This window comes from Halarcobacter sp. (assembly GCF_963676935.1).
Lineage (GTDB): Bacteria > Campylobacterota > Campylobacteria > Campylobacterales > Arcobacteraceae > Halarcobacter.
This window is the reverse complement of the sequence record NZ_OY781470.1, coordinates 51,269-76,557: the sequence shown is the minus strand read 5'-3', so window position 1 is coordinate 76,557 and position 25,289 is coordinate 51,269. Positions and strand designations below refer to the sequence as shown.

Sequence of the window (25,289 nt, the reverse complement as noted above, 5' to 3'; positions counted from 1 at the left end):
TAAAGCATTAAATATTAAAAAAGACTTAAAATGTATTTTATTGTACATTTTAAAATAAATGTAATGAAGGTTATTTAGAATGAATATAAATGATGTATTTGAAAAACTATTTGATTATTTTAAAGTTTATACAATAAAAGATTTAGCAAATGCAATTGAAACACCTGAACCTACAGTTTCGAAATGGAAGCAACGTTCTGCAATATCACCAATTAAAAAAAAATGTAAAAAATTAGGTATATATGATCATATATTTCGTGAAATAGATTCTTTCTCTGAATCAGATTTTTTCTACACAATTAATAATACCTTATATAATTTTGAAATTGCATCCCTTATTTCGTTATATTTTATTTTGAACAAAACAAATATTAATAGTTATGATTCCTATTGTTCATATAATATGGAAAAAAATGATATTAAACAAAATATATTCAACTTTATTAAAAGTGAATTTAAAGAGTTTGGATTTAATTTAAAAAATGACATGTTTACAACACGAAAGGGAAGATATAAACTTAATGAAGACTTTAAATATTTTCTGAGTAAAGACAAAATAGATTACATCTTTGAGAATAAAGAACAATTTAAAGAATCTATAATATTTCTTATTGAAAAGAAGAGATCTTTTACATTAAGTTGGAAATAGGTTGGAATTAAAATTTGAATCAAATAAAAAAGCCCGATATAAAAACTCCAAAGAGTCCATTATATCGAGCTTTTAAATGGCACGCCTGGTAGGATTCGAACCCACAACCACCGGGGCCGAAACCCGGCGCTCTATCCAGTTGAGCCACAGACGCGCTTGTGTGTAATATACACTTTAGAGTGCGAATTTTACACACACTATGTTTAAACTACTCTGAATTATATTCAGTTTAACGACTTTAGTTAAATAAAAGCAAAAATTACTGCTACTACTAAAATCATTCCAAGGTAAATTGAGAGATTTGTAAAACTTGCTTTTTTACTTGTTTGCATATTTGCATCTAGTTTTAATTTATAAATACTCATAATTATATCCTTTCTCTATATATTATTACTATTATAAACAATATATATTCTTTTGTCAAGTTATAGCTTGAAATACCATCAAGTCAACTATATGTAATTTTTAGATATATTTTTCTTAATACTTTAGTGTAAGCAAGAACTTAAGATTAAGTTAAGTTTAAGATTTTACTTTGTTTCTTCTTTATTTTTATACATTAATTCATCTGCTATCTCTAACACCTCATCGAAGTTATCATTATGCTTAAAAGTTGTTAATCCATAAGCAAAGGAGAAATGCAAACTATCTATTTTTGAAGATTTTAGATTTTGTTTTGCTAATTTAGTTTGCAAATCATTTATTATCCTATTTATATTAGGTATGGTTACTTGGTTTCTATTAAATAAAAGTAAAAACTCATCCCCTGCATACCTTACTATATCGACTCCAGGATAGCTTAGTTCTTTTTTTAAAAACTTTACTAGGTATTTTAAAACTTGGTCACCTATAAGATGACCATATATGTCATTAATATTTTTAAAATTATTTAGATCTAAAAATACAATAAATCCATCATTTTGGAAGCAATCATCTTTTAAATACTTTTCATTTAGCCATTTTCTATTAAGAGCACTTGTTAGTGGATCAGAGAAAAGTTGTCTTTGTAAAGAGACAATCTCTTCTTTCATCTTTTTTAACTCTTTATTTATCTCTTCTAAAGATTGTTCATTTTTATCTTTTATCGCTTGTTGTGCATTTTGTGTTGATATTTGTATTAGGTTAAGATTTTTACTTGTTTGATCAACAATATTATTTAAATGGTCAATATCACTACTTAAGTCTTTTATTACAATTTGTTTATCTTCCAAATCTACTTCTAAGACCTTTGCAATATTTTCAAAAGTTGTTGTATATTTCCCCGGCAATACTACATCTAATTTATTTAAATCTTTTTTAGTTAGATATGTTACTTCTTTTAGCTTATTGCTCATAAAAGGCCTTTTTAATTAATTATTTATATTATAATAAAAAATAACTAAAAACCTTTTAAGCTGTTTTTAAATTTTGATTAGAAATTGTCTCAAAAGGAGTCAATAAGTATCAAGAAAAAGAATACAATCCCTAAATAACCGTTGACAGTAAAAAATGCTTTATCTATCTTTGTAAAGTCTCTATTTACTAATATATGTTCATAAGTTAACATAACAGCTGCAACTATAACAGCAATATAAGCAAATATTCCACTACTTGAAGTAATAGCAAAAAGAAACCAAAATAAAACAGTACACAAGTGGAACACTTTTGATATAAGCATTGTTTTTTTAGCTCCAAATTTACTAGGAATTGAATGTAAGCCCAATTTTTTATCAACTTCAATATCTTGTAAAGAGTATAATAAATCGAATCCAGCAACCCAAAACATAACACCTATACTTAGTAAAACTGACCATAAAGTTATAGTTTCACTAATTGCAACAACACCTGCAATTGGAGCTAATCCTAAAGAGACACCAAGTATTATGTGAGCTAAATATGAAAATCTTTTAAAATAAGAATATGAACCAATAACAAATAAAATAGGTATTGAAAGATAAAAGGCCAAGTCATTTACAAAATACGCAACAACTATAAAAGCCAAAGCATTTAAGATAACAAAAACCAACATTTGTATTGGAGTTACTCTCCCATCAACATTTGGACGATTTATTGTTCTAGGATTTAGTGCATCTATATCTCTATCCATATATCTATTAAAGCCCATTGCAAAATTTCTTGCACTTACTGCAGCTAATACACCTAATATAAGTAATTTAAAGCCAAACCACGCACTACCATTTACTTCAACCGATGAAACGATCATTGCAATAAAAATAAAAGGTAAAGCAAAAATTGAGTGTTTGAACATAACTAGTTCATTAAAATTGTTTAAAATTCGTTTTATATTTTCCATGGGCGAAAGTATATCAAAATAAGAGTAAAATTTTGATACAATTTTTTTATGAAAGAAATTGCAATAATAGGCTCAACAGCCTCAGGAAAAACTGCACTATCAATAGATATTGCTCAAAAAACAAATTCAATTATACTCTCTTTGGATTCTTTATCAGTTTACAAAGAGATAGATATAGCCTCAGCAAAACCTACACTTGAAGAAAGAGGTGACATAAAACATTTTGGTATAGATGAAGTTTATCCAAATGAAAATTTTGATGTAATACAGTTTATTCAAACTTATAAAGAGGCAAAGGAATATGCAAAAAACAATAACAACAATCTTATTATTGTAGGTGGAACTGGGTTTTATTTAAAAGCTTTGATTGAAGGTTTATCAACAGGTCTTGAAAAAGAGTTTCCATTAGAGGCTTCAGAGAAAGAAACTTATGATATGTTATATAATCTAGATAAAGAGTATATGGAAAAAATCTCTTCAAATGACACTTATCGTATAAGAAAAGCTTTTTCCATATACAAGCAAAGTGGAATGACTCCATCAAAATACTTTGAACTAAATCCTAAAAAACCTGTTGCTAAAGATTTGAAAATATTTGAGATTGTTTGGGATAGGGAAAAACTTCGTGAAAGAATAGCTCTTAGAACAAAACAAATGATAAAAGATGGGGTTATAGATGAAGTTATCTTTCTAGAGGGTAAATATACAAGAGAGCCAAACTGCATGAGTTCAATAGGGATTATAGAAACATTGGATTATTTGGATGGGAAATTAAATAAAAAAGAATTAGAAGAAAAGATTAGTCAAAATACTGCAAAACTAGCAAAAAGACAAAACACTTTCAACAGAGGTCAATTCAAAGAGAAACATTCAAACTTTATAGAAAACTTAAATTCAGATATTCTTAAGTTTTTTTAGATATAATCCGATTTCATTTTAAGAGTTTAGTAAAGGGCGACAAAAGATTCGACCTTTTATTAGACATTAGCTAAACTAAGGAAAATCAAGTGAAAAAAGATATTCACCCAGAGTACAAAGCTTGTACAGTATCTTGTGCTTGCGGAAACACATTTGAAACAAAATCAAATGTTGAGTCAATGAGAATCGACATTTGTTCAGCTTGCCACCCATTCTTTACTGGTGAGCACAAAATTGTTGATGCTGCTGGTAGAGTAGAAAAATTCAAAGCTAAATACGCTAAAAAATAATTCTAGCTTACAGCAAGTGTTAACTTTAGTTCCAACCCCAATAGGAAATTTAGAGGATATCTCTAAAAGAGCAATCACTGCCCTATTGGATGCGGAATTAATCTTTTGTGAAGATACAAGAGTCACAAAAAAACTTCTTCAACTTTTATCCCAAAGAGAAAACTTACAATTTAACTGTAATGAGTTTAAATCTTTTCATTCTCACAACGAAAAACAGATATTAAAAACTTTATCACCTGAAGATTTTGAAAAAAATATTGTTTATGTTAGTGATGCAGGAATGCCTTGTGTATCAGACCCTGGTGCTTCACTTGTAGATTTTTGTATACAAAACAACATATCTTATGATGTTATCCCTGGTGCAAATGCAGTTTTAACAGCTTTTGCAATGAGTGGATTTGAACAAACAGAATTTACATTTTATGGATTTTTAGCACACAAAGGCAAAGAGAGACACCAAAAACTTTCTCAAGTTATGCAAAGTTCAATTTTACCTATACTTTATGAATCACCTCATAGACTTTTAAAAACCATAGAAGAGATTAAAAATATCGATGAAAATAGAACAATTTTTCTAGCAAAAGAGCTAACAAAACTACATCAAAAAATATATAAAGATACTGCTTTAAATCTTTTTGAACAATTTAAAAATGAAAATATAAAAGGTGAATGGGTAATAATCATTGAGCCAACAAAAACACAAGGTGAAAGCATAGAACTTTCAGATATTGAAGAGCTTGATTTAGCACCAAAAGTAAAAGCAAAACTTATAGCAAAACTTACAGGAAAAAGTGTAAAAGAGATATATAACCAACTATCTCAGTAAGATTTATTTTCATATAATTTTCCTTTCCTTAATATTCTTTTGATTTGAAAGTGAATTATCAACAAATTTTAGATAAAATCTAGCCCATGATTATATACGGAAAACAAGTAGTACTCTACGTACTTGATAGACATCCAAATCTTATAGAAGAAGTTATGTTTTCAAAAGATATTGAACCAAAACTATTTAAAAGATTTACTAGTCTAAATAAAAAAATTATAAAGCTTGATAATAAAAAAGCACAAAGTTTAGCTAAAGGTGGAAACCACCAAGGTTTTTTTCTAAGACTAAAAGAGTTTGAAACTTCATCTTTAAAAGATATAAAAGATTCAGATTTTGTTGTAGTTTTAGATGGACTTACTGACGTTGGGAATATTGGAGCAATATGTCGAACAGCTTACTCTTTAGGTGTAAATACAATAATTGCGAGCAATGTAAAACAACTAAACTTTGAAGGTATAGCAAAAACTAGTAGTGGAGCACTTTTTGATATTTCCTTTTGTCATAATCCAAACTCATTGGATGTAGCCAATGAATTAAAACAAAATGGATTCAAACTTTTTGGTGCATCAATGGATGGTATTGATTTAAAAGGCTTTGAAAACGATTGTGAAAAAACGGCATTAGTTCTTGGAAATGAAGGTGATGGACTTTCAAATAAGATGATAAAAAAGCTTGATCAAAAGATTTCAATTAAGATGTCAAATAACTTTGATTCTTTAAATGTATCTGTTGCTGGTGGAATATTAATTTATAACTTAAAAAAATAAGAGTGGAAAATGATTAAAAAACTAAGTTTACTTTTTATTAGTGTAATAGTGTTAAATGCTTCTGTTTTGGATGATAAGATTCAAAATATTATAGGGTATAAAGAGTTCAATGAAAATAAAAGTTTAATAGACTATTTATTTCAAAACAACTCTGCATTTTATTCAGATGGAAGTGTTAATTATATTACAGTAATGGAGAAACTTAAGGAAAATGGATTACTAAAAGTTGGATTGGATAGACCAGAAGATATCTCAATAACTTTTAAAATCTCTAATGATCCTATTAAATCTATGAAAATAATTTCTGATTCTTTAACTGCACTAGGATATTATCACTATTTTACCAAAGAGTTAATTTACGAAGATGCTAGATCTATAAGATGGACTATTAACCTTAAAACCGAGGCCGCCATCGACCCTCTTATGTTATCAAAAGAGTTAGCAAAAAACAATTGCAAATTTGTTGATATCAAACAAGAGGGGTTTGTAAAGTGGATGTATGAGATTGATACATCTAACTCTATCCTTTCAAATGCGTATACAATTACAAATAATGAGAGGGTAAATTTTAGGAAGCCATTAAGTCCATATTTTATAAAAGTAGAAAATGCAAAAATTATTAATATAATTTCAAAATATGGTAATCACTGGTTTCCTCAAGTGGTTTTTTATGATAAACATCTAGATATTCTAGCTATCGTAAAAGCAGATGAAAAGAAGGATTCTCTTCTATTGGAAATTCCAGAAGAGACTAATTATATAAAAATAGATGATATTTACACGCTTGCAAATATAAAGCGTGGTTTAAGTGTAATAATTAAGGAGTAAAAAAAATGTTTCCAGAAATTGAATTTGAAAGAATGAAAAGGCTTCCAAACTATGTGTTTGCAGAAGTTAATGCTATTAAAATGGAAGCAAGAAGAGCAGGTGAAGATATTATAGATTTCTCAATGGGAAATCCTGATGGTCCTGCACCACAACATATTGTTGATAAACTAAAAGAAACAGCTGATAAACCAAAAAACCATGGTTATAGTGCAAGTGCTGGTATTTACAAATTAAGACTTGCTATTTGTAACTGGTATAAAAGAAAATATGGCGTTGATTATTTAGATCCAAATAAACATGCTGTTGCAACTATGGGAAGTAAAGAGGGATATGTTCACCTAGTTCAAGCAATTGTAAATGTTGGTGATGTTGCGGTTGTTCCAGACCCAACTTACCCTATTCACTCTTATGCATTTATGTTAGCTGGTGGAGCAATTCATAATTTTGAACTTCCATTTGGAGATGATTTTAAAGTTGATGAAGAACTATTTTTTGAAAGACTTCAAAAAACTATTGATGAATCAATCCCTAGAGTAAAATATGTATTAGTAAACTTCCCACACAATCCATCGTGTGCAACAGTTAGACCAGAGTTTTACCAAAGACTTGTTGATATGGCGAAAAAAGAGAGATTTTATATCATCTCTGATATTGCTTATGCAGATATCACATTTGATGGATATAAAACTCCATCAATCTTCCAAGCTAAAGGTGCACTTGACGTTGCAGTTGAGTCTTTTACTCTTTCTAAGTCATACAATATGGCAGGTTGGAGAGTTGGATTTATGGTTGGAAATGAAAAACTGATTGGAGCATTAAAAAGAATTAAGTCTTGGCTTGACTATGGTATGTTTACACCAATTCAAGTTGCAGCAACAGTTGCATTAGATGGACCACAAGAGTGTGTAGAAGAGCATATTGAGAAATATAGAAAAAGAAGAGACATTATGGTTGAAGCTTTCAAAGATGCAGGTTGGGAGATGAATGTTCCAAATGCATCTATGTTTATCTGGGCAAAAATTCCCAAAAAGGCTCAACACTTAGGAAGTATGGAGTTTTCTAAACAACTTCTGACCGAAGCTAAAGTGGCTGTAAGTCCAGGTATTGGGTTTGGTCATTATGGTGATCAATATGTTAGAATAGCCCTGATTGAAAATGAAAAAAGAATCAGACAAGCTGCAAAAAATATAAAAAAATATTTAAATAGTTTATAGGAAAGTTTAATGAAAATAGGAATAATAGGAGTAGGTACTGTTGGAGCTAGTGTTGCTAATATTTTAAGAGACAATAAAGATATTATTGCTGCAAGAGCTGGTTGTGAGATTGTACCTGCCATAGGTGTTGTTAATAATCTTAGTAAGAAAAGAGATGTAACAATCGAATTAACCGATGATGTTGATAAAGTTTTAAATGATGACTCAATTGATGTTATTGTTGAACTTATGGGTGGAATTGAAAAACCATACGAAATAGTAAAAAAAGCACTTAGAAAAGGTAAAGCTGTTGTTACTGCAAATAAAGCACTTCTTGCTTATCATAGATATGAGCTTCAAGAGATAGCTGGGGATACAGCCTTTGAATATGAAGCAGCAGTAGCAGGTGGTATTCCAATTATTAATGCTTTAAGGGATGGATTAACTGCAAATAATATCCAATCAATTAGAGGTATTATGAATGGTACTTGTAATTATATGCTTACTAAAATGATTGGTGAGGGTGTAGATTACGATACTATTTTAAAAGAATCTCAAGATTTAGGTTATGCTGAAGCTGATCCAACATTTGATGTTGGGGGATTTGATGCTGCTCACAAACTTTTAATTCTTGGTTCTATTGCTTATGGTATAGATGCAAAGCCTGAAGATATTTTAATCGAAGGGATTCAAAATATTTCACCAGAAGATATTGATTTTGCAAATGAGTTTAACTATTCAATAAAACTATTAACAATTGCTAAAAAAGTTGGTGAAGAGATTGAACTTAGAGTTCACCCTGTACTTATTCCAAAAGAAGAGATGATTGCAAAAGTTGATGGTGTTATGAATGGAGTTTCTGTAATAGGAGACAAAGTTGGTGAAACTATGTATTATGGAGCTGGGGCAGGTGGTGATGCAACTGCTTCAGCTGTTGTTGCAAATATAATAGACATAGCAAGAAGAGGTAAAGGTTCACCAATGTTAGGTTTTGAAAAACCACATGGTAAAAACCTAAAACTAATGTCAAAAGATGACATTGAGACAAAATATTATCTAAGACTTAGAGTTGAAGACAAAGCAGGTGTTTTAGCAAAAATTGCCACTATCTTAGGGGAGAGAAATATCTCTATAGAAAAGATGATTCAAAAGCCTTTAAATACAACTTGTGCACATATTTTATTATCAACTCATACTTCAGTTGAAAAAAATATAGTTGCTGCACTTAAAACTATTGAAGAGACAAAAGTAGTAACTGCAAAACCTGCAATGATTAGAATAGAAGATTAATCTTCTATTCTAAATTTTTCTAAACTTTATTAAGATACTATTTCACAACTAATATATATGGATAACTTGTGGAAAACAATAAAAACTACCTTTTAACTGATGATATTCCAACTTTACTAAAACAAATAGCAATCCCTGCAAGTACAGGAATGATTTTTAACACACTTTACAATGTAGTAGATACCTTTTATGCTGGACTTATTTCCACGCAAGCTATCTCTGCCCTTTCCCTATCTTTTATGATATTTTTTGTAATAATAGGACTTGGATATGGTTTTTCATCTGCTATTACAGCATTAATTGGAAATGCCAGTGGAAACAATAAATTCTTTTTGGCTTCTTTATATGCCCACAAAGGGATATTATTTATGCAAATACTAGCTGTTTTACTTACAATAGTTGGTTTTATATTTTCCCCATATTTATTTCAAGTATTAGGTGCTTCAGGTGAATATTTAAATACCTCATTGGCTTATATAAATGTTATTTTAGCTGGTACTATATTTTTTATGACAAACTTTGCATTAAATGCAATCCTAGTTTCTAAAGGGGATACAAAATCTTATAGAAATACTCTTATTTTTGGTTTTTTTGCAAACTTAGCCCTAAATCCACTTTTTATATATGGTTTTTGGATTATCCCTGAGATGGGGATATCAGGTATCGCTTTTGCTACAGTTTTAATACAAATTTTAAATAGTATTTATATGCTTTATAAAGTTTTACAAACAAAACTAATCCATTTTGAAAATCTTAAATATTTTCTTCCCCATAAAAAAATATATAAAGAGCTTTTAACACAAGGGATTCCTTCAAGTTTAAATATGCTTATTATGTCTATAGGTTCTTTGATATTAATGTATTTTGTATCTTTATATGGAGTAAAAGCTGTTGCTGGTTATGGGGTAGGATTTAGGGTTGAACAACTTATGCTTTTACCTGCACTTGGACTTAGTTCTGCTGTATTATCTTTAGTTTCAAATAATTTTGGTGCGAAAAGATATGACAGGGTTCAAGAAACAGTTAACAAAGCACTAAAATATGGTTTTATAATTGCTACATTTGGAATCATCTTTTTATATATTTTTGGAAAACTAATAATCACACAATTTGATAATGACCCAGAAGTTATCTCATATGGTTATAACTATTTAATAGTAGAGGTTTTAATCTTCTATGCTTATGTTATTTTGTTCATTAGTGTATCAACCCTACAAGGAATAAAAAAACCTAAAATGATACTTTATATAGCTCTATATAGACAGATTGCTGCAAAATTTATTATTGCATATATGCTTGTTGTTATTTTAGATTTAGACTATATTTACCTTTGGGTTGGTGTTTTAGTTATGATATATAGTGCTGCTATATTTGCATATATTTATACACAAAACATATTGAAAAAACTTTGTGTTTAAAGATTTTTCAATACTCTACTTAAAAAACTATATCCCTATAAAAAGGGAGAAATTAAAAAAAGTTACTAAATATTTAGAAGAAGATTAAGTAGCCTTTTTTTAAGCTTTCCAATACAAACTCCTAGAAACTTTTTTATAAAAAGCTACCAATTATTCTAAGAATATTCATGTATAATACTAACTACAATTATATTAACTTTTTAAGGTTCCTTATGCGATTTTTTTTATTAATCATTTTATTTTTTATAACAACTCAAATATTAGCAAATCCAATAACCTTTACAAATGAGGAAAAAGAGTTTATAAAGAAAAACACTTTAGTTAAAGTTGGAATGATGCCAGATTTTGCCCCGTTCTCATACTATACAAAAAATACTCCTGTGGGATTTGAACATGAATTATTAAATATTATATCTCAACGTACAGGTTTGGTATTTGAAAAAACTATCGCAAAATGGACCACTATTTATACAGCTTTTAAAAACAAAGAATTAGATGTTATCACAAGTATTTCTCACAAAAAATTTAGAGAACCCTTTACTACTTTTACAAGCTCTTATTATGATATTCCCATCACAGTGTTTGTAAGGGATGATTTTGGTGAATATCTTGAGATAAAAAGTTTAATAGGAAAAAAAGTTGGTGTATTAAAAGATGTTTTTTATATTGAAGAATTAAAAAAAGTTGGAGATATTAATTTAGTTTATTATGATACTTATGAAGAGTTAACAAAAGATTTAGTTTTTGGTAAAATCGATGCTTTAATGCAAAACCTGACAAACATTAATTACTTTATTAAAAAAAACCTATACTCAAATATTAAAATTGCTAGTGAATTGGTTTTACCAAATACAAAAAAAGAGGATTTAAGACTTGGAGTAAATCCTCAAAAGCCAATTTTAGCTTCTATTTTACAAAAAGCTTTAAACTCTATTACAAACAAAGAAAAAGAGGAACTTGTAACTAAATGGATTGGTTCTATAAAAGAGTATAAAGGTGGACATATTGAGCTTAACAAAGATGAAAGAGCTTATTTAAATACAAAAGTAATTAAATACTGTATAAACCCTGACGGTTTACCTTTTGAAGGATTAAATGAAAAAGGAGCACATTCAGGGATTAGTTCTGATTATTATACTTTATTTGAAAAAGTTTTATCTGCTAAATTTAAACTTGTAAAAACAGAAAATTGGAATGAATCAATAACTTATGTAAAAGAGGGAAAATGTGACATGATAGCCCTCGGAATGGAAACATACGAGAGAAAAAAATATTTAAACTTTACAAGTAACTATTTAAATGTACCTTTAGTTGTAGCAACTACTGTTGATGTTCCATTTATAAACCATATACTTGATTTACAAGGTAAAAAAATAGGGATTATAAAAGGTGATGCTTTTGTAAAAATTTTAAGACAAAAATACCCATCTCTTAATTTAGTTGAAGTTGAAAATATAAAAGAGGGTTTAGAGAAAGTAAAAAATGGAAAACTTTTTGGCTATATTGATACACTTGCAAGTATTGGATATGAATTCCAACAAAAATATTTCGGAGAACTTAAAATAGCTGGGAAAATTGATGAAACATTAAAACTCTCAATGGCTGTTGTAAAAGATGATAAAACACTATTAAATATATTACAAAAAACAATAGATAGCTTAACAAATGAGATTCATAGAGAAATTTTTAATAAATGGCTACCTATTAAATATGAAAAAGGGGTAAATTATGACCTTGTATGGAGAGTAGCCCTTGTTTCTTTAGTATTTATCCTTTTAGTAGTTTACTGGAATAGAAAAATTATAAAAACAAATAAACTTCTAGCAAAAGCACAAAAAGATATTGAAGATAAGAACAAAGAGTTAGAAAAACTTGCAACAACTGATAAATTAACAAACTTATATAATAGAAGAAAAATAGAAGAACTCTTAAAACTAGAGATAAATAGAAATGAAAGATTTGGTCATAACTTTGGTTTAGCAATTATTGATATAGATAAATTTAAAGAAGTAAATGACACTTTTGGTCACCAAACAGGAGATAAAGTATTAGAAGAGTTTGCAACTATTCTAAATACAAATAAAAGAAAAACAGATTTTGTAGGCAGATATGGTGGGGAAGAGTTTGTGATAATTTGTCCAGAATCAGATCTTGAGGGTACATTAAAACTAATGGAATCTATCAAAAATAAAATTTCTGAATATCCATTTTATAGAGTTGAAAATAAAACGGCAAGCTTTGGAGTAACTATTTCTAAAAAAGAAGATACAGTAAAGTCTATCCTAAATAGAGCCGATATAGCACTGTATAATGCAAAGAATAGTGGAAGAGATAGAATTGAATATAAGTAATTCTTTAAAGAAATACTTTATTCAATAAAAGTTCCAATAAAGGCTCTTTTAGAAGCTTTTTTGCCTCTTTAAAGTCTATCTCATTTTCGAGACAAAGTTCTCGTAGAATTTTGCCAATTTCTTGTTTTTTAACTAATCTTTTTAGTAATTCATATATTAAATGATTTATCTCTCTATAAACAACTTCATTTGTTTCAAAATCATAATATATAACTACAAAGTTTTCTCTTCTTATCGTATATTCTTTGTTTAAAATATCATATTTAAACTTCTTAATCCTTGCACTTTTAGATAGTTTATAAGTATCTTTATAAGAAAATCTCTTTTTCTTAGAAAACTTATATTCTCTCATATAAATCTCTATTTCTATCCAATCTAAATAAAGAAGTTCGTAAAGATATTTTTGTTTATTAAATAACTTATTTCTCTTTACAAATTTTATATAATCTTTTGGAACCTTCCAAAGAAAAGGTGTACTTGGAGTTTTTTTCATAAAATCTTTAATTGAATTTTCAAAAAGTTCTTCATCAACTTCTTTTATAAAAAGTGGAAAACTATTTCTAAGTACCTCTTCATATCTTTGAAAAACTAGTCTTTGATAAATAGAGATAGGAGAAGATTCAAACTTCTTACTTTGGTCTAAAAGATTGTCTAGAAATCTTATTTGTACCTCTTTTTCTAACTTAGGCATATCTAACTCTTTGTACAATTTTTTTCATTGATTCATACTCTTTAGCTAACTCTTCTAATGGTGGAATGTTATTATCTCTTTCTATCATTACAGGGGAATCAACTTGTTTTAAAGTATACTCTAATAACTTCCAAACCCCTGAACAAATTGGCATTCCATGTGAATCAATTCTAATATTTGCCTCTTCATCAAAATAGTGCCCTGCCATATGCATATATGAAATATATTTTTTTTCTAGATTATCAATAAATTTTCTTGCTTTAAAAGAATGATTTACAGAGTTAACAAATACATTATTAATATCTAACAGCATTTTTGCACCAGATTTATCTAATACCTCATTTATAAAATCTACCTCATCCATCTCTGCATAAGGAACATAATAATAAGTAGCATTTTCAAGTATCAAATTTCTTTGAATAATATCCTCAACCTCTTTTAGCTTATCACTAACAGTATTTACCATTTTTTTAGTCATTGGTATTGGTAAAAGTTCATAACTTTGTTTTCCATTGAAAGATGAAAATGAAAGATGTTCAGAATAATATTCTATTTTGTATCTGTCTAAAAACTCTTTTATCTGTTTTACAAATTTTTTATTAATTTTTTCCACTGAACCAATAGATAAAGATAACCCGTGGGCAACTGTTGGTCTTGAAAAAACTGCTTCTTCAAATGCTTTTTCATATATTTTGGGCATATGCATCCAGTTTTCTGGAGTAACTTCCCACCAATCTGGTTGGAAATCACTCTTTTTAACATCAAGTAAAAAACTGCTTCTAAGTCCTAGTCCACATCCTTGAAGATTTTTCATTAGACAATCTTTCTATCAACCACATTTTCCAGCACCGCATGAACCTTCAACTTTTTTCTTTGTATCAGATCCACATTTCCCAGAACCGCAAGAGGCAATAGTTTTTTTACCAGAATTGCCTGACATCTCATCATTTTTTGGCATCATTTTTTTATCAGAAGAACCACATTTTCCAGCCCCACAAGAACCCTTTTTTTCTACTTTTTTAGGTTCACTTCCACATTTTCCAGCTCCACAAGAACCACTTGCTGCATAAGCACCTGTACTAGTTAGCGCTGCTCCTAAAAGCATCCCCGCTAACTTTATTTTTTGATTTTTTTTCATGCATAATCCTTTTAATATCTATTATTTACTTTTTTTCTACTGCTTCAACTTCAATAAGTATTTTCACATCTTCACCAACTGCTACTCCACCAAATTCAAGAGCTTTGTTCCATTTTAAACCATAATCCATTCTATTTACTTTTCCTTTTAATGAAAAACCTACTCTGTTATTACCTTTAAGGTCTCTAACTGTAGCTAACTCTTCAACTTCAAGTTCTACTTCTTTTGTAACACCTCTCATAGTAAGCTCACCAATTACTTTTCCATCTTCATATGTTTTCATATTAAAGATAATATTTGGAAACTTTTGTGCATAAAAGAAATCTGCACTTTTTAAGTGATTATCTCTATCTTCTATACCTGTATCAATACTATTTACACTTACTACCGCATTTAACTTATTAAATGTTTTTGATTTTGGATCAAAATCAATCTCACCTTCATATTTTGTAAAATCACCTTTTACATTTGAAATCATTAAATGTTTTACAGAAAATCCAACTTCACTGTGTGCTTTATCTATCATATATGGTGCTGCATTTAACAACGAAAAACCAAAAAATATCCCTAAAATCATTCTGCCTAAAAAACTCATCTCTAACTCCTTTTAATAATTTTTGTATTATCATTTTAATTATATTTTGTTAAGTTTTTGTGTAGAGAGTGTGGGGACTATTTTTTCTTTTCTATGTTATACTTATACCCATGAAAATACTACTATTAGAAGATGATTTAATTTTAAATGAAATTATTGAAGAGTTCTTACAAGACTTAGGATATGAAGTTACTTGTGTATTTGATGGGATGAATGCAAGTGAGATAATATATGAAACCCATTTTGATTTATTGATTTTAGATGTAAATGTACCAAATATGACAGGGTTTGAGTTTTTAAAAAATCTTCGAGAAAACAATATAACTACACCAGCTATTTTTATAACCTCTTTAAACTCTGTAGATGACATAGAAGAAGGGTTTAATTCAGGAGCTGATGATTATCTAAAAAAACCTTTTGAATTAAAAGAGTTAGAACTTAGAATTAATAATATAAAAAGACTTTTACACTTAGATAGTGATGAGATAGAAATTACAGAAAATATAACTTTTAACAGTAAACTAAATTATGTAAACAACAACTCTATTAAGACAAAACTTCCTTTAAAAGAAGCCCAAATCCTGAAATATTTAGTAAACAATGCAAACCGATGTATTTCACAAGATGAACTAAGTTCAAATATCTGGACTTATGAAGGTTTGCCTACCTCTTCAACAATAAGAACATATATTAAAAATATTAGAAAAATATTAGGGGAAGAATATATAGAGACAATCAAAGGAGTTGGTTATAGATTTAACAAGAAGTGAAAGAATCACATTTCGTAAATTCCTAGGTTTATATCTAGGTTCATCTTTTATTTTATTATCAATAATCTTTTTCCTTTTTTATAAAATGGAATCAAGATTGCAATACGATTTAATAACTTCAAATATGCAAAATGTTGCTTCAAAAGTCTCTTCAACTATAGTTTATGCCCATCTATCAGGTCTTTCAATAAATACTGCAAAAATGGCAAATTTTATTAAATATGATTATGCTTTATATGATAAACAACATAGAAAACTTATTGGAAATATTAGAGATAAAATCGATTTATCTAAAAAATTACAAAAAATAGATGATAATTATGTTTTGGTTGATAGTACTCCAAGGGGACACTTAGGTGTGTATCATATTGTAATTAGAGAAAACATTTATCATGATATTATCACCGATTTAAAAGAAAGATTAATTTTCTCTTTTTTCCTAATATATTCAACTATTGCAGTAATTGGTTACTATTTAGCTAGTTTATTTATTAGTCCAATTATCAATGAAAGAAAAAAACTAAACAACTTTATAAAAGATACAACCCATGAGTTAAACACTCCAATTACAGCTATTCTTATGAGTACAGGAAAAGATGCACCATTAACACAAAAAAATCTACAAAGGATAAATCTAAGTGCAAAAAGAATCTCCGAAATATATAAAGATTTAGTATATCTATTTTTACAGGATGCAAGTAAAAAACCTGCAATAGAAAATCTACAACTAGATAGAATTATTAAAGAACAACTTGATTATTTTGACTCTTTTGCACAAAAAAAGCGTCTAAAAATTACTGCTACGATAGAACCTACTATATTTAAAATTGATAAAGAAAACTTCACAAGATTATTTAATAACCTAATATCAAATGCTATTAAATATAATAAAATAGAGGGAGATATTGATATCTCTTTAAAAAATAGAGTACTTACTGTAAAAGATACAGGTATCGGAATAAAAAAAGATAGAGTTAAAGATATTTTTTCTAGATATTATAGAGCTACAAAAGAGCAAGGTGGTTTTGGTATTGGATTAAATATTGTATATCATATTTGTAAAACGTATGATATTGATATTAAAGTTGAATCAGAAGAAAATATTGGAACAACTTTTATACTAACCTTTAAAGATTAAGTTTATAGCCCACTCCTTTTATTGTTGTAATTTTATCTTTTCCTAGAATTTTACGAAGATTTTTTATATATGTTCTTATTGTGGTTGCAGTTGGAACCTCATCATATATCCAATTGTTTAAAGATATTTCATCGATAGAGATTGATTTATTTTTATTTTTTATAAAATACTCAAAAACTTTAGCCTCTGTTTTAGATAAATAAGAAGAGATTCCATTTACTTTTATGATTTTTTCATCATTATCATAAAAAATCTCTTCTGAAAGTTTTACTACTCCACTTACATCAATTTGCCTAAGTCTTTTTATATTGTTTATTCTAAGTTTTAATTCACTTAAATGAAATGGTTTTTTTATATAATCATCTGCACCTGCTTGAAAACCATCTTCCATATCTTTTGAAGTGTGTAAAGAGGTTATATATATTGTAGGGATATCTATAGAGTTTGATTTTAGCTCTTTTAAAAGTTCAAATCCATTTAAACTAGGTACATTTACATCTAAAATAAGTAGATCAAATCTATTTTCATATATAGATTCTAATGCTTCTTGTCCATCAAAAGTACTAATGACTTCATTGTCTAATTCTTCTAAATACTCTATAATTATCTCATTTAAGAGGGTGTCATCTTCTAAAAGTAATATTTTCATAACCTTAAGTATAGTATAACTTTGTGTAAATTTTATGGAAAAAATTTATGTTATAATCACAAAAAGGATATTGATATAAAATTAACACAAAGCGAAAGAAAAACATTTATAAGATTTTTTACTCTTTATCTAGGGGGATCTTTTATACTTATGGTATTAATTGCCCTTTTATACTATCAAAATGAAAAAAAACTATATTTTGATTTAGCAAAAACAAAAATGAGAAATGTAGTATCAAATATCTCTTCACAAATAATTTTTGCCCATATGAGTGGAAACTCCTTAGATATGAATCAATTTTTAAAAACAGATTTATATCAAATTTCATTTTATGATAAAAACAAAAAGCTTCTTTTTGGAAATCTAAAAGATAAAGATATAGACTTTTCAAAAAATATAATTATGCAAAAAGAAAATTTTATCTTAATAGATAAATCAACTTATGGACACTTAGATATCTATTATATTGCAATAAAAGAGAATCTATTTTTTAATAGATTAACAAGCTTACAAAAAGAGATTGTATTTTTATTTTTTATTATCTATTTTTTTATCTCTTTAATAGGATTTTTTCTAGCAAGGCTTTTTTTAAAACCTATAAAAGATGAAAGAGATCGACTAAATAACTTTATAAAAGATACTACACATGAATTAAATACTCCAATTAGTGCTATTTTGATGTCTTCTGAAGATGAAGAAAATTTAACACCAAAACAAGTAAAAAGAATAAAACTAGCTGCCCAAAGAATTTCAGAAGTATACAAAGACTTAACTTTTATTTTTTTAGAAAACAAACAAAATCTAACTGTTGCAAAAGAGTTTAATCTAAAAAAACTAATTGAATCTCAACTAAAATATTTTGAAGCCTTAGCTTTAAAAAAGAGAATCACAATAAATAGTGAACTTAGGGATACTTTTTTTACTATTGATGAGAATGATTTCATAAGACTCTTTAACAATATTTTGTCAAATGCAATTAAATACAATAAACAAAAAGGAACCATAACTATCCTTTTAGAAAATAATACACTTACAATAAAAGATTCCGGTATAGGAATAGAAAAAAGCAAACTAAAAGATATATTCAATAGATACTATAGGGCAACAGATTTTAGTGGTGGTTTTGGTATAGGCTTAAATATCGTTCAAAATATTTGTGAAAAATATAAAATTAAAATTGATATTAACTCTGAATTAGATATCGGAAGTTGCTTTACCCTAAAATTTTAATTTCCACACTTCTTCCTTATTAAAGTTATAGACTTCTTAAAATTTTTTAAGGAGTCTTTATGAAATTATTAAAAATAGTTTCTATTTTAGTTTTCTCTTGCATACTTTTAAATGCAGAACCAATCGATTTAAAAGGTAAGAAAGATGGGTATGAAGTTAAACTTCAATCAGAAAGTTCTTTAGTTGTAGGTGACAATACTTTTTTTGTAACACTTGAAAAAGATGGTTCATCAATCAAAGATGCAAAAGTAAAAGCTAAATTTTTTATGCCAGAGATGCCAGGTATGCCATATATGGAATATGTTGGTAAAGCAAAATTAATTGATGGAAAATATAAACTACAAATAAATCTATCTATGAGTGGAACTTGGCAATACCATCTGTTATTTAAAACAGCAGATGGAAAAGTTCACAAAATCAGATCTAGTGTAAATCTATAATGAAAAAGCAATATCTATTAACTGTTCTTTTACCTTTATTTGTAAATGCCAAATCAATAGATAATATTGTTACTAGTGCTTTAGAGAAAAATTCATCTCTTAAAGCACTAGAATCTTCTATTAATATTACAAAAAAACAAATAGAACTTTCAACAAAATGGGATAATCCTATTGTAAATATTGGTGCTACAGATATTCAGTTTAATGATTATAAAACAAGAAATAAAGAAGCTATGCAAGCTCAATTTGTAGGATTGACTCAAGCTATTCCATTAAGTAATAGATTAGAGTTTGCGAAAAAAGTTGCAAACAATGACTACTCTATCTCAAAATATAATCTTGAAAATAAAAAACTTGAATTACAATCAAATATATATGAATATGCCTACAGAATAAAACTTTTACAAGAGAGGATTTTTCTTTTTAAAAAATTTAAAAAAAATGTAATTGACCTGGAATCTTTATTAAAAAGCTTTTATAAATACGGAAAAGCAAAACAAAGTGATATATTAAATGTGCAAATCCTTTATAATGAACTTAATCTAAAACAAAAACAACTTCAAACTTTTTTAGATACAAACTTCTTAAAGCTTGAAGAGCTTTCATATGAAAAAATTTCAAATATAGATGTAAATACAAATATTAAAAATATAGTTCTTTCTAAAGAGATTTCTAATCATCCAAAAATCTTATCTTTTAAACAAACAACAAATAAATTTATAAATATCTCTAAACTTGAGAATGAGAAAAAAATACCTGATATAAAATTAAATGTGACATATTTTGAGAGAAGTCAAGAGTATGAAGATTATATGAATTTTTCTATCTCTTTTCCCCTTCCAATTTATGGAAGAGAATCAATAAAAGAAACAAAAGCAAAGTTTCAATCTCAACAAGTTAAAAATCAACTTGATGATTTAAAAAATAAATTTTTAATCTCAATTGATACCTTACAAAAAAATATTGATAATGCTATTGGTACATATAATATCATAGAAAAAACAATCATTCCCAAATATGATGAACTACAAAAAATTTTAGAAAAAAATAATAGCTACTTATTGAAAACAAATATTGACACAAGACAACTAATAAAAAATCAAAATGAAGTTATCAAATATAAATTAAAAGCCATTGATGAAAAAGAGAAATATTTTTCATCTTTGGCAAAATCATACTATTTTACAAGGATTACAAAGTGAAACTTATTATGAGTGCCCTACTAGTAGGCTTTACAATACTAAATGCTCAAATCCTTGAAGTTGAGCAGTTGTTCAATAAAAAGCTTGTAAAAGTAAAAAAAGAGCAAATAGGTACTTTAAAAAGCTTTTATGGACGTATCACTTTTGATGAAAGAGAAATTTTTGATATTGTTAGTAGATTTGATGGTTATGTTACAAATCTACAAGCAAATGAACAATATAAATCTGTAAAAAAAGGTGAAAAACTTTTTTCTCTTTATTCTGATGAAGTTTTATCTATACAACAAGAGATTCAATTATCAAAAAAATTTAATAAACAACTTTTAAATAGTAATATAGAAAAATTAAAATCTTTAGATATCCCAACCTCAACAATAAACAAAATTAGGAAATCAAAAACTCTTATAAAAGATATTCCTGTTTATTCTCCTGTAAATGCAGTTATATTAAAAAAGAATTTAAATAATGGTAGTTCAATAAAAAAAGGAAATCTTCTTTTTCAATTGGCATCCTTAGATAAATTATGGTTTATAGCTTCAGTTTATCAAAAAGATTTACAGTTCATTAAAAAAAATATGGAAGCAAAAATTTATATTGATGGAGTTCAAACTCCTATTAAAACAAAAGTTGACAAAATCTATCCAATTGTTACCCGTGAAACAAAAAGTATTGATGTAAGATTTATAGTAGAAAATAGTGATTTAATATTTTTCCCAAATATGTTTGGAAAAGTGCTATTACAAAAAAATAAAAAGCCCATGCTAACTCTTCCTAAAACTGCTGTACTGTTAAAAGGTGACAAAAAATATGTTTTCAAAATGTTATCTAAAACTGAAATTGAACCAATAGAGATTGAAGCAAAAAGAATCTCTTCAAATAAATATGAAATAATAAGTGGCTTAGAAGAAAATGAAGAAGTTATTAATAATGCCCTATTCTTATTAGATTCAGATTCCATTACAAATGGCTTATATAATTCCGATGATGGGGATTGGTAAAAAATATCATGGTTGAATCAATTATTTCATATAGTATAAAAAATAAATTTTTTATTCTTATTACAACACTTATTTTAATTGTTGCCTCTTTTTGGGCTATTAAAAATAGTAGCTTAGATGCACTACCTGACCTTTCTCCTCCACAAGTTATTGTACAAGTAAAATGGCCAGGACAAAGTCCCAAAACAATCGAAGACCAAGTTTCTTACCCTTTGATTTCCAATCTAATGAGTCTTCCTAATATTGAAACTGTTAGGGCAATGAGTTCATTTCAAAATGCCCTTATATATATAATATTTAAAGATGGTACAGATTTATATGATTCAAGAAACAGAATATTAGAGCAACTATCTCAACTTCAAGGTTCTTTTCCTGCAGGAGTTGATGTTGCAATTGGTCCAGATGCTACAGGTGTTGGTTGGGCTTATGAGTATGCATTAAAATCTGATACAAAATCTCTTGATGAACTAAAAACCTTGCAAGATTATTATTATAAATTTGCACTTTTAGGAGTTGATGGAGTAAGTGAAGTTGCTTCTGTCGGTGGGTTTATCAAAAACTATGAGATAACTTTAGACCAAGATAAATTGGTACAATATGATTTAAGTATAAAAGATGTTAAAAAAGCTTTAGAAAATAATAATGATGAAAAAGGTGGAAGAATCATTTTAGAAAATGGTTTTGAACACATGATTCAAGCAAAAGCTTTTTTGAAAACAAGTGAAAATATTGAAAATATTACTGTTAAAACAAATGATTCTATTCCACTATTAGTAAAAGATATTGCCGAAGTAAATATTACGCCTACAAATAGAAGAGGAATGGCAGATTTAAATGGTCAAGGTGAAACTGTTGGTGGAATTATTGTTGTAAGATATGGTGAAAATCCTTATGATGTAATCAAAAGAGTAAAAGAAAAAATCAAAACACTAAAAGTTGACGGGGTCGAAGTTGTCGAGACTTACGATAGAACTTCACTTATCGATAAGGCAATTGATACTTTAAAACATACTCTTGTAGAAGAATCTATAATTGTAATGCTAGTTTCTGCACTATTTCTTTTCCATTTAAGAAGTGCCCTTATTATTATAATTACACTTCCAATAACTGTATTATTTACATTTTTATTTATGAAGCTATTTGGACTTGGTTCAAATATTATGAGTTTAGGTGGTATTGCAATTGCTATTGGAGCAATGGTTGATGCAACAATAGTAATGGTTGAAAATGCCCATAAATATCTTCAAGGTAAAAATCATATTTCAAATAAACAAAGAATTGAGATAATAATCAAATCAGCAAAGCAAGTTGGTCGACCAATATTTTTTGCACTAATTTTAGTTGTTGTTTCTTTTTTACCAATCTTTGCTTTAACAGGACAAGAGGGAAGACTTTTTTCACCTTTAGCATTTACAAAATCTTTTGCAATGATAGCCGGAGCAATTTTATCAATTACACTTGTGCCTATTTTAATGATACTTTTTATCAAAGGAAAAATACTTGACGAGAAGAAGAACTATATAAATAGATTTTTTATTGCACTTTACTCTCCACTTTTAAATATCTCTTTAAAATTTAGATATCTTATTGTATTAATTTTCTTAGCTACAGTTATTTCAATTTACCCAGCATACAAAAAACTCAATTGGGAGTTTATGCCTATGATGAATGAGCAAACTTTTATGTATATGCCTGTAACTCCATATGGAATTGGTATTGATTTAGCTAAAGAGTTAACTCAAAAAACAGACAAAATCATAAAGTCTTTCCCAGAAGTTGATACAGTATTTGGGAAAGCTGGTCGTGCAGATACTGCAACTGATCCTGCACCACTTGCTATGATTGAAACAATTATAACTTTTAAACCAGAAGATCAATGGCGAGAAGGTATGACATATAAAAAGTTAATGGATGAGATGGATAAAAAACTTCAAGTTGCAGGTTTAATCAATTCTTGGACTTATCCAATTAGAGGAAGAATTGATATGCTTCTTACAGGTATTAGAACTCCACTTGGTATAAAACTATATGGAAATGACCACCAAGTTTTAGAAGATACTGCAAATAAAATTGAACAAAAATTAAAAAAATTTGATAAAACCTTATCAGTCTCAACAGATAAAATAAATTCTGGTTATTACTTAAATATCTATTTAAAAGATGATTTGATAGATAGATTCGGTATTACTAAAAATGATGTTTTATCTACTATATCATTAGGTGTAGCAGGGGCAAAAATCTCTACACTTTTTGATGGATTAGAAAGATACCCAATATCTTTAAGATTTAAAGCTGAGCAAAGAGAAAATATAACATCATTAAATAATCTTAAAATAAAAACTAAACTTGGATTCCAACCACTGTCAATGTTTGCAAATTTACACTATGAAGAGGGGCCATCAGTTATAAAATCTGAAAAAGCATTAAATGTAAACTTTGTATATATTACTCCTAAAAGTAATGTTTCAACAAAACAATATAAAGATGAAGCCCAAGAGTTATTAAGTGATTTAAAACTTCCTGATGGTTTTTATTATGAATGGTCAGGACAAAGTGAGTATTTAGAGTCTGCTATGAATAGACTTATTTATATCATTCCTCTTACATTTTTAATTATTTTCATTCTTATATATTTTGCACTTAGAAATATTACATATACAATGATAATATTTTTCACTCTACCTTTTGCACTTTCAGGTGGATTATTTTATCTAGATTATCTAAACTTTAATATCTCTATTGCAGTTATTGTTGGATTCCTTGCCTTACTTGGAGTTGCTTCTGAAACCTCAATTGTAATGATTGTATATCTAAATGAAGCGATGATTGAATTAAAAAAATCAACTATGGAATTTAGTAAAAAGAATATTTCCATGGCTATTTACAAAGGTGCTGTATTAAGATTAAGACCAAAACTTATGACCCTATTTGCTATATTAGGTGGTCTTATTCCAATTATGTACATCGATGGCGTAGGTAGTGAAGTTATGCAAAGAATCGCTGCACCAATGATTGGTGGAATGACATCATCAGCACTGTTAACACTTATTATTATTCCATCTATTTTTTATATTATTGTATTAATTAAAAAAGAAAATATAGTTCAAGAAAGTTTATCTCACTAATTTTTAGTAGGATAGATTGAAAGCACACGATTACTACACGATTAATTTGTATAATTCTCTCACAGCTAAACGATATATAATGAAACTTGCGTTTAAACTAACTAACGACTAAACCAACAACCTACAAGATTTTCTCCTTTTGCAAGTTTCATTATATAAAAAAGTTAAAAAATCTTGATAAGTGATTGTTGATTATATTTTTGTTTGCAGATTAGTATTGTCTTCTTGGTCTTTCTTCTCTAGGTCTAGCTTCATTTACTCTTAAAGTTCTACCGTCAAGTTCACTACCATTAAGTTCTTCGATAGCTTGACCTCCACTAACGTCAGTCATCATTTCAACAAAACCAAAACCTTTTGATCTTCCTGTTTCTCTATCTGTAATTACTTTTGCACTTTTTACTTCACCAAACTTTTCAAAAGCACTCTTCAAACCATTGTCATCCGTTCTATATGACAAATTTCCAACATAAATGTTCATTCTTAATCT

The 25,289-nt window shown here is 27.8% G+C and carries 26 protein-coding genes and 1 tRNA gene; 17 read left to right on the top strand and 10 right to left on the bottom strand.

The window, feature by feature from the left end:
* Positions 1–79 precede the first annotated feature (79 nt).
* Positions 80–649, top strand: coding sequence for a hypothetical protein (locus tag ACKU4C_RS00390; RefSeq protein WP_321313636.1), 570 nt, complete (start codon positions 80–82; stop codon positions 647–649).
* Between the two features lie 77 nt (positions 650–726).
* Here the strand turns inward: ACKU4C_RS00390 and ACKU4C_RS00385 are convergent.
* The 4 genes from ACKU4C_RS00385 to mqnP all read right to left on the bottom strand — a co-directional run bounded on the left by ACKU4C_RS00385 (position 727) and on the right by mqnP (position 2,942).
* A tRNA-Arg gene (locus ACKU4C_RS00385) sits at positions 727–803 on the bottom strand.
* Positions 804–891: 88 nt separating this feature from the next.
* Positions 892–1,014 carry a hypothetical protein gene (locus ACKU4C_RS00380; protein WP_321313635.1) on the bottom strand — a complete coding sequence of 41 codons (123 nt, stop codon included), beginning with the start codon at positions 1,012–1,014 and terminating at the stop codon, positions 892–894.
* 165 nt (positions 1,015–1,179) lie between these two features.
* Positions 1,180–1,983, bottom strand: a complete 804-nt coding sequence (locus ACKU4C_RS00375) for a GGDEF domain-containing protein (protein WP_321313633.1) — start codon at positions 1,981–1,983, stop codon at positions 1,180–1,182.
* Between the two features lie 89 nt (positions 1,984–2,072).
* A complete protein-coding gene (gene mqnP / locus ACKU4C_RS00370; RefSeq protein ID WP_321313631.1) occupies positions 2,073–2,942 on the bottom strand; it encodes a menaquinone biosynthesis prenyltransferase MqnP in 870 nt (289 codons plus the stop codon).
* Positions 2,943–2,990: 48 nt separating this feature from the next.
* Here mqnP and miaA point away from each other — a divergent pair, with 48 nt between their 5' ends.
* The 9 genes from miaA (at position 2,991) to ACKU4C_RS00325 (ending at position 12,826) form a co-directional block, all read left to right on the top strand.
* Complete coding sequence (gene miaA, locus ACKU4C_RS00365) at positions 2,991–3,860, top strand: tRNA (adenosine(37)-N6)-dimethylallyltransferase MiaA (RefSeq protein ID WP_321313629.1); 870 nt, start codon at positions 2,991–2,993, stop codon at positions 3,858–3,860.
* Positions 3,861–3,949: 89 nt separating this feature from the next.
* Positions 3,950–4,150 (top strand): 50S ribosomal protein L31, encoded by a 201-nt coding sequence (gene rpmE, locus ACKU4C_RS00360; RefSeq protein WP_321313627.1) that lies wholly within the window; start codon positions 3,950–3,952, stop codon positions 4,148–4,150.
* Positions 4,151–4,166: 16 nt separating this feature from the next.
* Positions 4,167–4,976, top strand: coding sequence for a 16S rRNA (cytidine(1402)-2'-O)-methyltransferase (gene rsmI, locus ACKU4C_RS00355; RefSeq protein ID WP_321313625.1), 810 nt, complete (start codon positions 4,167–4,169; stop codon positions 4,974–4,976).
* A gap of 86 nt (positions 4,977–5,062) precedes the next feature.
* On the top strand, positions 5,063–5,746 hold the full coding sequence (rlmB, locus tag ACKU4C_RS00350) for a 23S rRNA (guanosine(2251)-2'-O)-methyltransferase RlmB (protein ID WP_321313623.1): 684 nt from the start codon (positions 5,063–5,065) through the stop codon (positions 5,744–5,746).
* Positions 5,747–5,755: 9 nt separating this feature from the next.
* Complete coding sequence (locus tag ACKU4C_RS00345; protein ID WP_321313621.1) at positions 5,756–6,574, top strand: hypothetical protein; 819 nt, start codon at positions 5,756–5,758, stop codon at positions 6,572–6,574.
* A gap of 5 nt (positions 6,575–6,579) precedes the next feature.
* Entirely contained in the window at positions 6,580–7,788 is a 1,209-nt protein-coding gene (locus tag ACKU4C_RS00340) for an LL-diaminopimelate aminotransferase (RefSeq protein WP_321313619.1), read from the top strand.
* Between the two features lie 9 nt (positions 7,789–7,797).
* A complete protein-coding gene (locus ACKU4C_RS00335; protein ID WP_321313617.1) occupies positions 7,798–9,057 on the top strand; it encodes a homoserine dehydrogenase in 1,260 nt (419 codons plus the stop codon).
* A gap of 68 nt (positions 9,058–9,125) precedes the next feature.
* Complete coding sequence (locus tag ACKU4C_RS00330; RefSeq protein WP_321313615.1) at positions 9,126–10,475, top strand: MATE family efflux transporter; 1,350 nt, start codon at positions 9,126–9,128, stop codon at positions 10,473–10,475.
* A gap of 212 nt (positions 10,476–10,687) precedes the next feature.
* Positions 10,688–12,826 (top strand): diguanylate cyclase, encoded by a 2,139-nt coding sequence (locus tag ACKU4C_RS00325; RefSeq protein ID WP_321313613.1) that lies wholly within the window; start codon positions 10,688–10,690, stop codon positions 12,824–12,826.
* Between the two features lie 4 nt (positions 12,827–12,830).
* Here the strand turns inward: ACKU4C_RS00325 and ACKU4C_RS00320 are convergent, their stop codons facing one another.
* Genes ACKU4C_RS00320 through ACKU4C_RS00305 form a run of 4 tightly spaced genes read right to left on the bottom strand, consistent with a single transcriptional unit; the run spans position 12,831 to position 15,250 of the window.
* A complete protein-coding gene (locus ACKU4C_RS00320; protein WP_321313611.1) occupies positions 12,831–13,517 on the bottom strand; it encodes a putative DNA-binding domain-containing protein in 687 nt (228 codons plus the stop codon).
* Positions 13,510–14,331 (bottom strand): DUF692 domain-containing protein, encoded by an 822-nt coding sequence (locus ACKU4C_RS00315; RefSeq protein WP_321313609.1) that lies wholly within the window; start codon positions 14,329–14,331, stop codon positions 13,510–13,512. Before ACKU4C_RS00315 ends, ACKU4C_RS00320 begins: the two co-directional genes overlap by 8 nt.
* Before the next feature lie 15 nt (positions 14,332–14,346).
* Positions 14,347–14,655 (bottom strand): hypothetical protein, encoded by a 309-nt coding sequence (locus tag ACKU4C_RS00310; protein ID WP_321313607.1) that lies wholly within the window; start codon positions 14,653–14,655, stop codon positions 14,347–14,349.
* A gap of 25 nt (positions 14,656–14,680) precedes the next feature.
* Positions 14,681–15,250 (bottom strand): YceI family protein, encoded by a 570-nt coding sequence (locus tag ACKU4C_RS00305; protein WP_321313605.1) that lies wholly within the window; start codon positions 15,248–15,250, stop codon positions 14,681–14,683.
* 110 nt (positions 15,251–15,360) lie between these two features.
* On the opposite strand from ACKU4C_RS00305, the gene ACKU4C_RS00300 reads away from it, so the two are divergent.
* Positions 15,361–16,020 carry a response regulator transcription factor gene (locus ACKU4C_RS00300; protein WP_321313603.1) on the top strand — a complete coding sequence of 220 codons (660 nt, stop codon included), beginning with the start codon at positions 15,361–15,363 and terminating at the stop codon, positions 16,018–16,020.
* 97 nt (positions 16,021–16,117) lie between these two features.
* Positions 16,118–17,158, top strand: a complete 1,041-nt coding sequence (locus ACKU4C_RS00295) for a HAMP domain-containing sensor histidine kinase (RefSeq protein ID WP_321313601.1) — start codon at positions 16,118–16,120, stop codon at positions 17,156–17,158.
* Here the strand turns inward: ACKU4C_RS00295 and ACKU4C_RS00290 are convergent.
* Entirely contained in the window at positions 17,148–17,807 is a 660-nt protein-coding gene (locus ACKU4C_RS00290) for a response regulator transcription factor (protein ID WP_321313599.1), read from the bottom strand. The genes ACKU4C_RS00295 and ACKU4C_RS00290 overlap by 11 nt on opposite strands.
* 150 nt (positions 17,808–17,957) lie before the next feature.
* On the opposite strand from ACKU4C_RS00290, the gene ACKU4C_RS00285 reads away from it, so the two are divergent.
* The 5 genes from ACKU4C_RS00285 to ACKU4C_RS00265 are packed head-to-tail and all read left to right on the top strand — an operon-like array spanning position 17,958 to position 24,802.
* Complete coding sequence (locus ACKU4C_RS00285; RefSeq protein WP_321313598.1) at positions 17,958–19,037, top strand: HAMP domain-containing sensor histidine kinase; 1,080 nt, start codon at positions 17,958–17,960, stop codon at positions 19,035–19,037.
* 59 nt (positions 19,038–19,096) lie between these two features.
* On the top strand, positions 19,097–19,477 hold the full coding sequence (locus tag ACKU4C_RS00280) for a FixH family protein (protein WP_321313596.1): 381 nt from the start codon (positions 19,097–19,099) through the stop codon (positions 19,475–19,477).
* Positions 19,477–20,679 carry a TolC family protein gene (locus ACKU4C_RS00275; RefSeq protein ID WP_321313594.1) on the top strand — a complete coding sequence of 401 codons (1,203 nt, stop codon included), beginning with the start codon at positions 19,477–19,479 and terminating at the stop codon, positions 20,677–20,679. Before ACKU4C_RS00280 ends, ACKU4C_RS00275 begins: the two co-directional genes overlap by 1 nt.
* A complete protein-coding gene (locus ACKU4C_RS00270; RefSeq protein WP_321313592.1) occupies positions 20,676–21,677 on the top strand; it encodes an efflux RND transporter periplasmic adaptor subunit in 1,002 nt (333 codons plus the stop codon). The genes ACKU4C_RS00275 and ACKU4C_RS00270 overlap by 4 nt, the downstream gene beginning before the upstream one ends.
* An 8-nt stretch (positions 21,678–21,685) precedes the next feature.
* The gene (locus ACKU4C_RS00265; protein ID WP_321313591.1) at positions 21,686–24,802 is read left to right on the top strand and encodes a CusA/CzcA family heavy metal efflux RND transporter; all 3,117 of its coding nucleotides are present in this window, start codon (positions 21,686–21,688) and stop codon (positions 24,800–24,802) included.
* 211 nt (positions 24,803–25,013) lie between these two features.
* Here ACKU4C_RS00265 and ACKU4C_RS00260 read toward each other — a convergent pair whose 3' ends face one another.
* Positions 25,014–25,280 carry an RNA-binding protein gene (locus ACKU4C_RS00260; RefSeq protein ID WP_321313589.1) on the bottom strand — a complete coding sequence of 89 codons (267 nt, stop codon included), beginning with the start codon at positions 25,278–25,280 and terminating at the stop codon, positions 25,014–25,016.
* Positions 25,281–25,289: the final 9 nt, after the last annotated feature.

What these genes read in the sequence shown, in the direction of transcription:
- ACKU4C_RS00310 (WP_321313607.1), bottom strand. Translation starts at nt 14,655, where the DNA reads ATGAAAAAAAATCAAAAAATAAAGTTAGCGGGGATGCTTTTAGGAGCA.
- ACKU4C_RS00315 (WP_321313609.1), bottom strand. Translation starts at nt 14,331, where the DNA reads ATGAAAAATCTTCAAGGATGTGGACTAGGACTTAGAAGCAGTTTTTTA.
- ACKU4C_RS00265 (WP_321313591.1), top strand. Translation starts at nt 21,686, where the DNA reads ATGGTTGAATCAATTATTTCATATAGTATAAAAAATAAATTTTTTATT.
- ACKU4C_RS00320 (WP_321313611.1), bottom strand. Translation starts at nt 13,517, where the DNA reads ATGCCTAAGTTAGAAAAAGAGGTACAAATAAGATTTCTAGACAATCTT.
- ACKU4C_RS00285 (WP_321313598.1), top strand. Translation starts at nt 17,958, where the DNA reads ATGGTATTAATTGCCCTTTTATACTATCAAAATGAAAAAAAACTATAT.
- ACKU4C_RS00380 (WP_321313635.1), bottom strand. Translation starts at nt 1,014, where the DNA reads ATGAGTATTTATAAATTAAAACTAGATGCAAATATGCAAACAAGTAAA.
- ACKU4C_RS00345 (WP_321313621.1), top strand. Translation starts at nt 5,756, where the DNA reads ATGATTAAAAAACTAAGTTTACTTTTTATTAGTGTAATAGTGTTAAAT.
- rlmB (WP_321313623.1), top strand. Translation starts at nt 5,063, where the DNA reads ATGATTATATACGGAAAACAAGTAGTACTCTACGTACTTGATAGACAT.
- miaA (WP_321313629.1), top strand. Translation starts at nt 2,991, where the DNA reads ATGAAAGAAATTGCAATAATAGGCTCAACAGCCTCAGGAAAAACTGCA.
- ACKU4C_RS00290 (WP_321313599.1), bottom strand. Translation starts at nt 17,807, where the DNA reads ATGAAAATATTACTTTTAGAAGATGACACCCTCTTAAATGAGATAATT.
- mqnP (WP_321313631.1), bottom strand. Translation starts at nt 2,942, where the DNA reads ATGGAAAATATAAAACGAATTTTAAACAATTTTAATGAACTAGTTATG.
- ACKU4C_RS00325 (WP_321313613.1), top strand. Translation starts at nt 10,688, where the DNA reads ATGCGATTTTTTTTATTAATCATTTTATTTTTTATAACAACTCAAATA.
- ACKU4C_RS00335 (WP_321313617.1), top strand. Translation starts at nt 7,798, where the DNA reads ATGAAAATAGGAATAATAGGAGTAGGTACTGTTGGAGCTAGTGTTGCT.
- ACKU4C_RS00275 (WP_321313594.1), top strand. Translation starts at nt 19,477, where the DNA reads ATGAAAAAGCAATATCTATTAACTGTTCTTTTACCTTTATTTGTAAAT.
- ACKU4C_RS00305 (WP_321313605.1), bottom strand. Translation starts at nt 15,250, where the DNA reads ATGAGTTTTTTAGGCAGAATGATTTTAGGGATATTTTTTGGTTTTTCG.
- ACKU4C_RS00375 (WP_321313633.1), bottom strand. Translation starts at nt 1,983, where the DNA reads ATGAGCAATAAGCTAAAAGAAGTAACATATCTAACTAAAAAAGATTTA.
- ACKU4C_RS00280 (WP_321313596.1), top strand. Translation starts at nt 19,097, where the DNA reads ATGAAATTATTAAAAATAGTTTCTATTTTAGTTTTCTCTTGCATACTT.
- ACKU4C_RS00260 (WP_321313589.1), bottom strand. Translation starts at nt 25,280, where the DNA reads ATGAACATTTATGTTGGAAATTTGTCATATAGAACGGATGACAATGGT.
- ACKU4C_RS00300 (WP_321313603.1), top strand. Translation starts at nt 15,361, where the DNA reads ATGAAAATACTACTATTAGAAGATGATTTAATTTTAAATGAAATTATT.
- ACKU4C_RS00390 (WP_321313636.1), top strand. Translation starts at nt 80, where the DNA reads ATGAATATAAATGATGTATTTGAAAAACTATTTGATTATTTTAAAGTT.
- ACKU4C_RS00340 (WP_321313619.1), top strand. Translation starts at nt 6,580, where the DNA reads ATGTTTCCAGAAATTGAATTTGAAAGAATGAAAAGGCTTCCAAACTAT.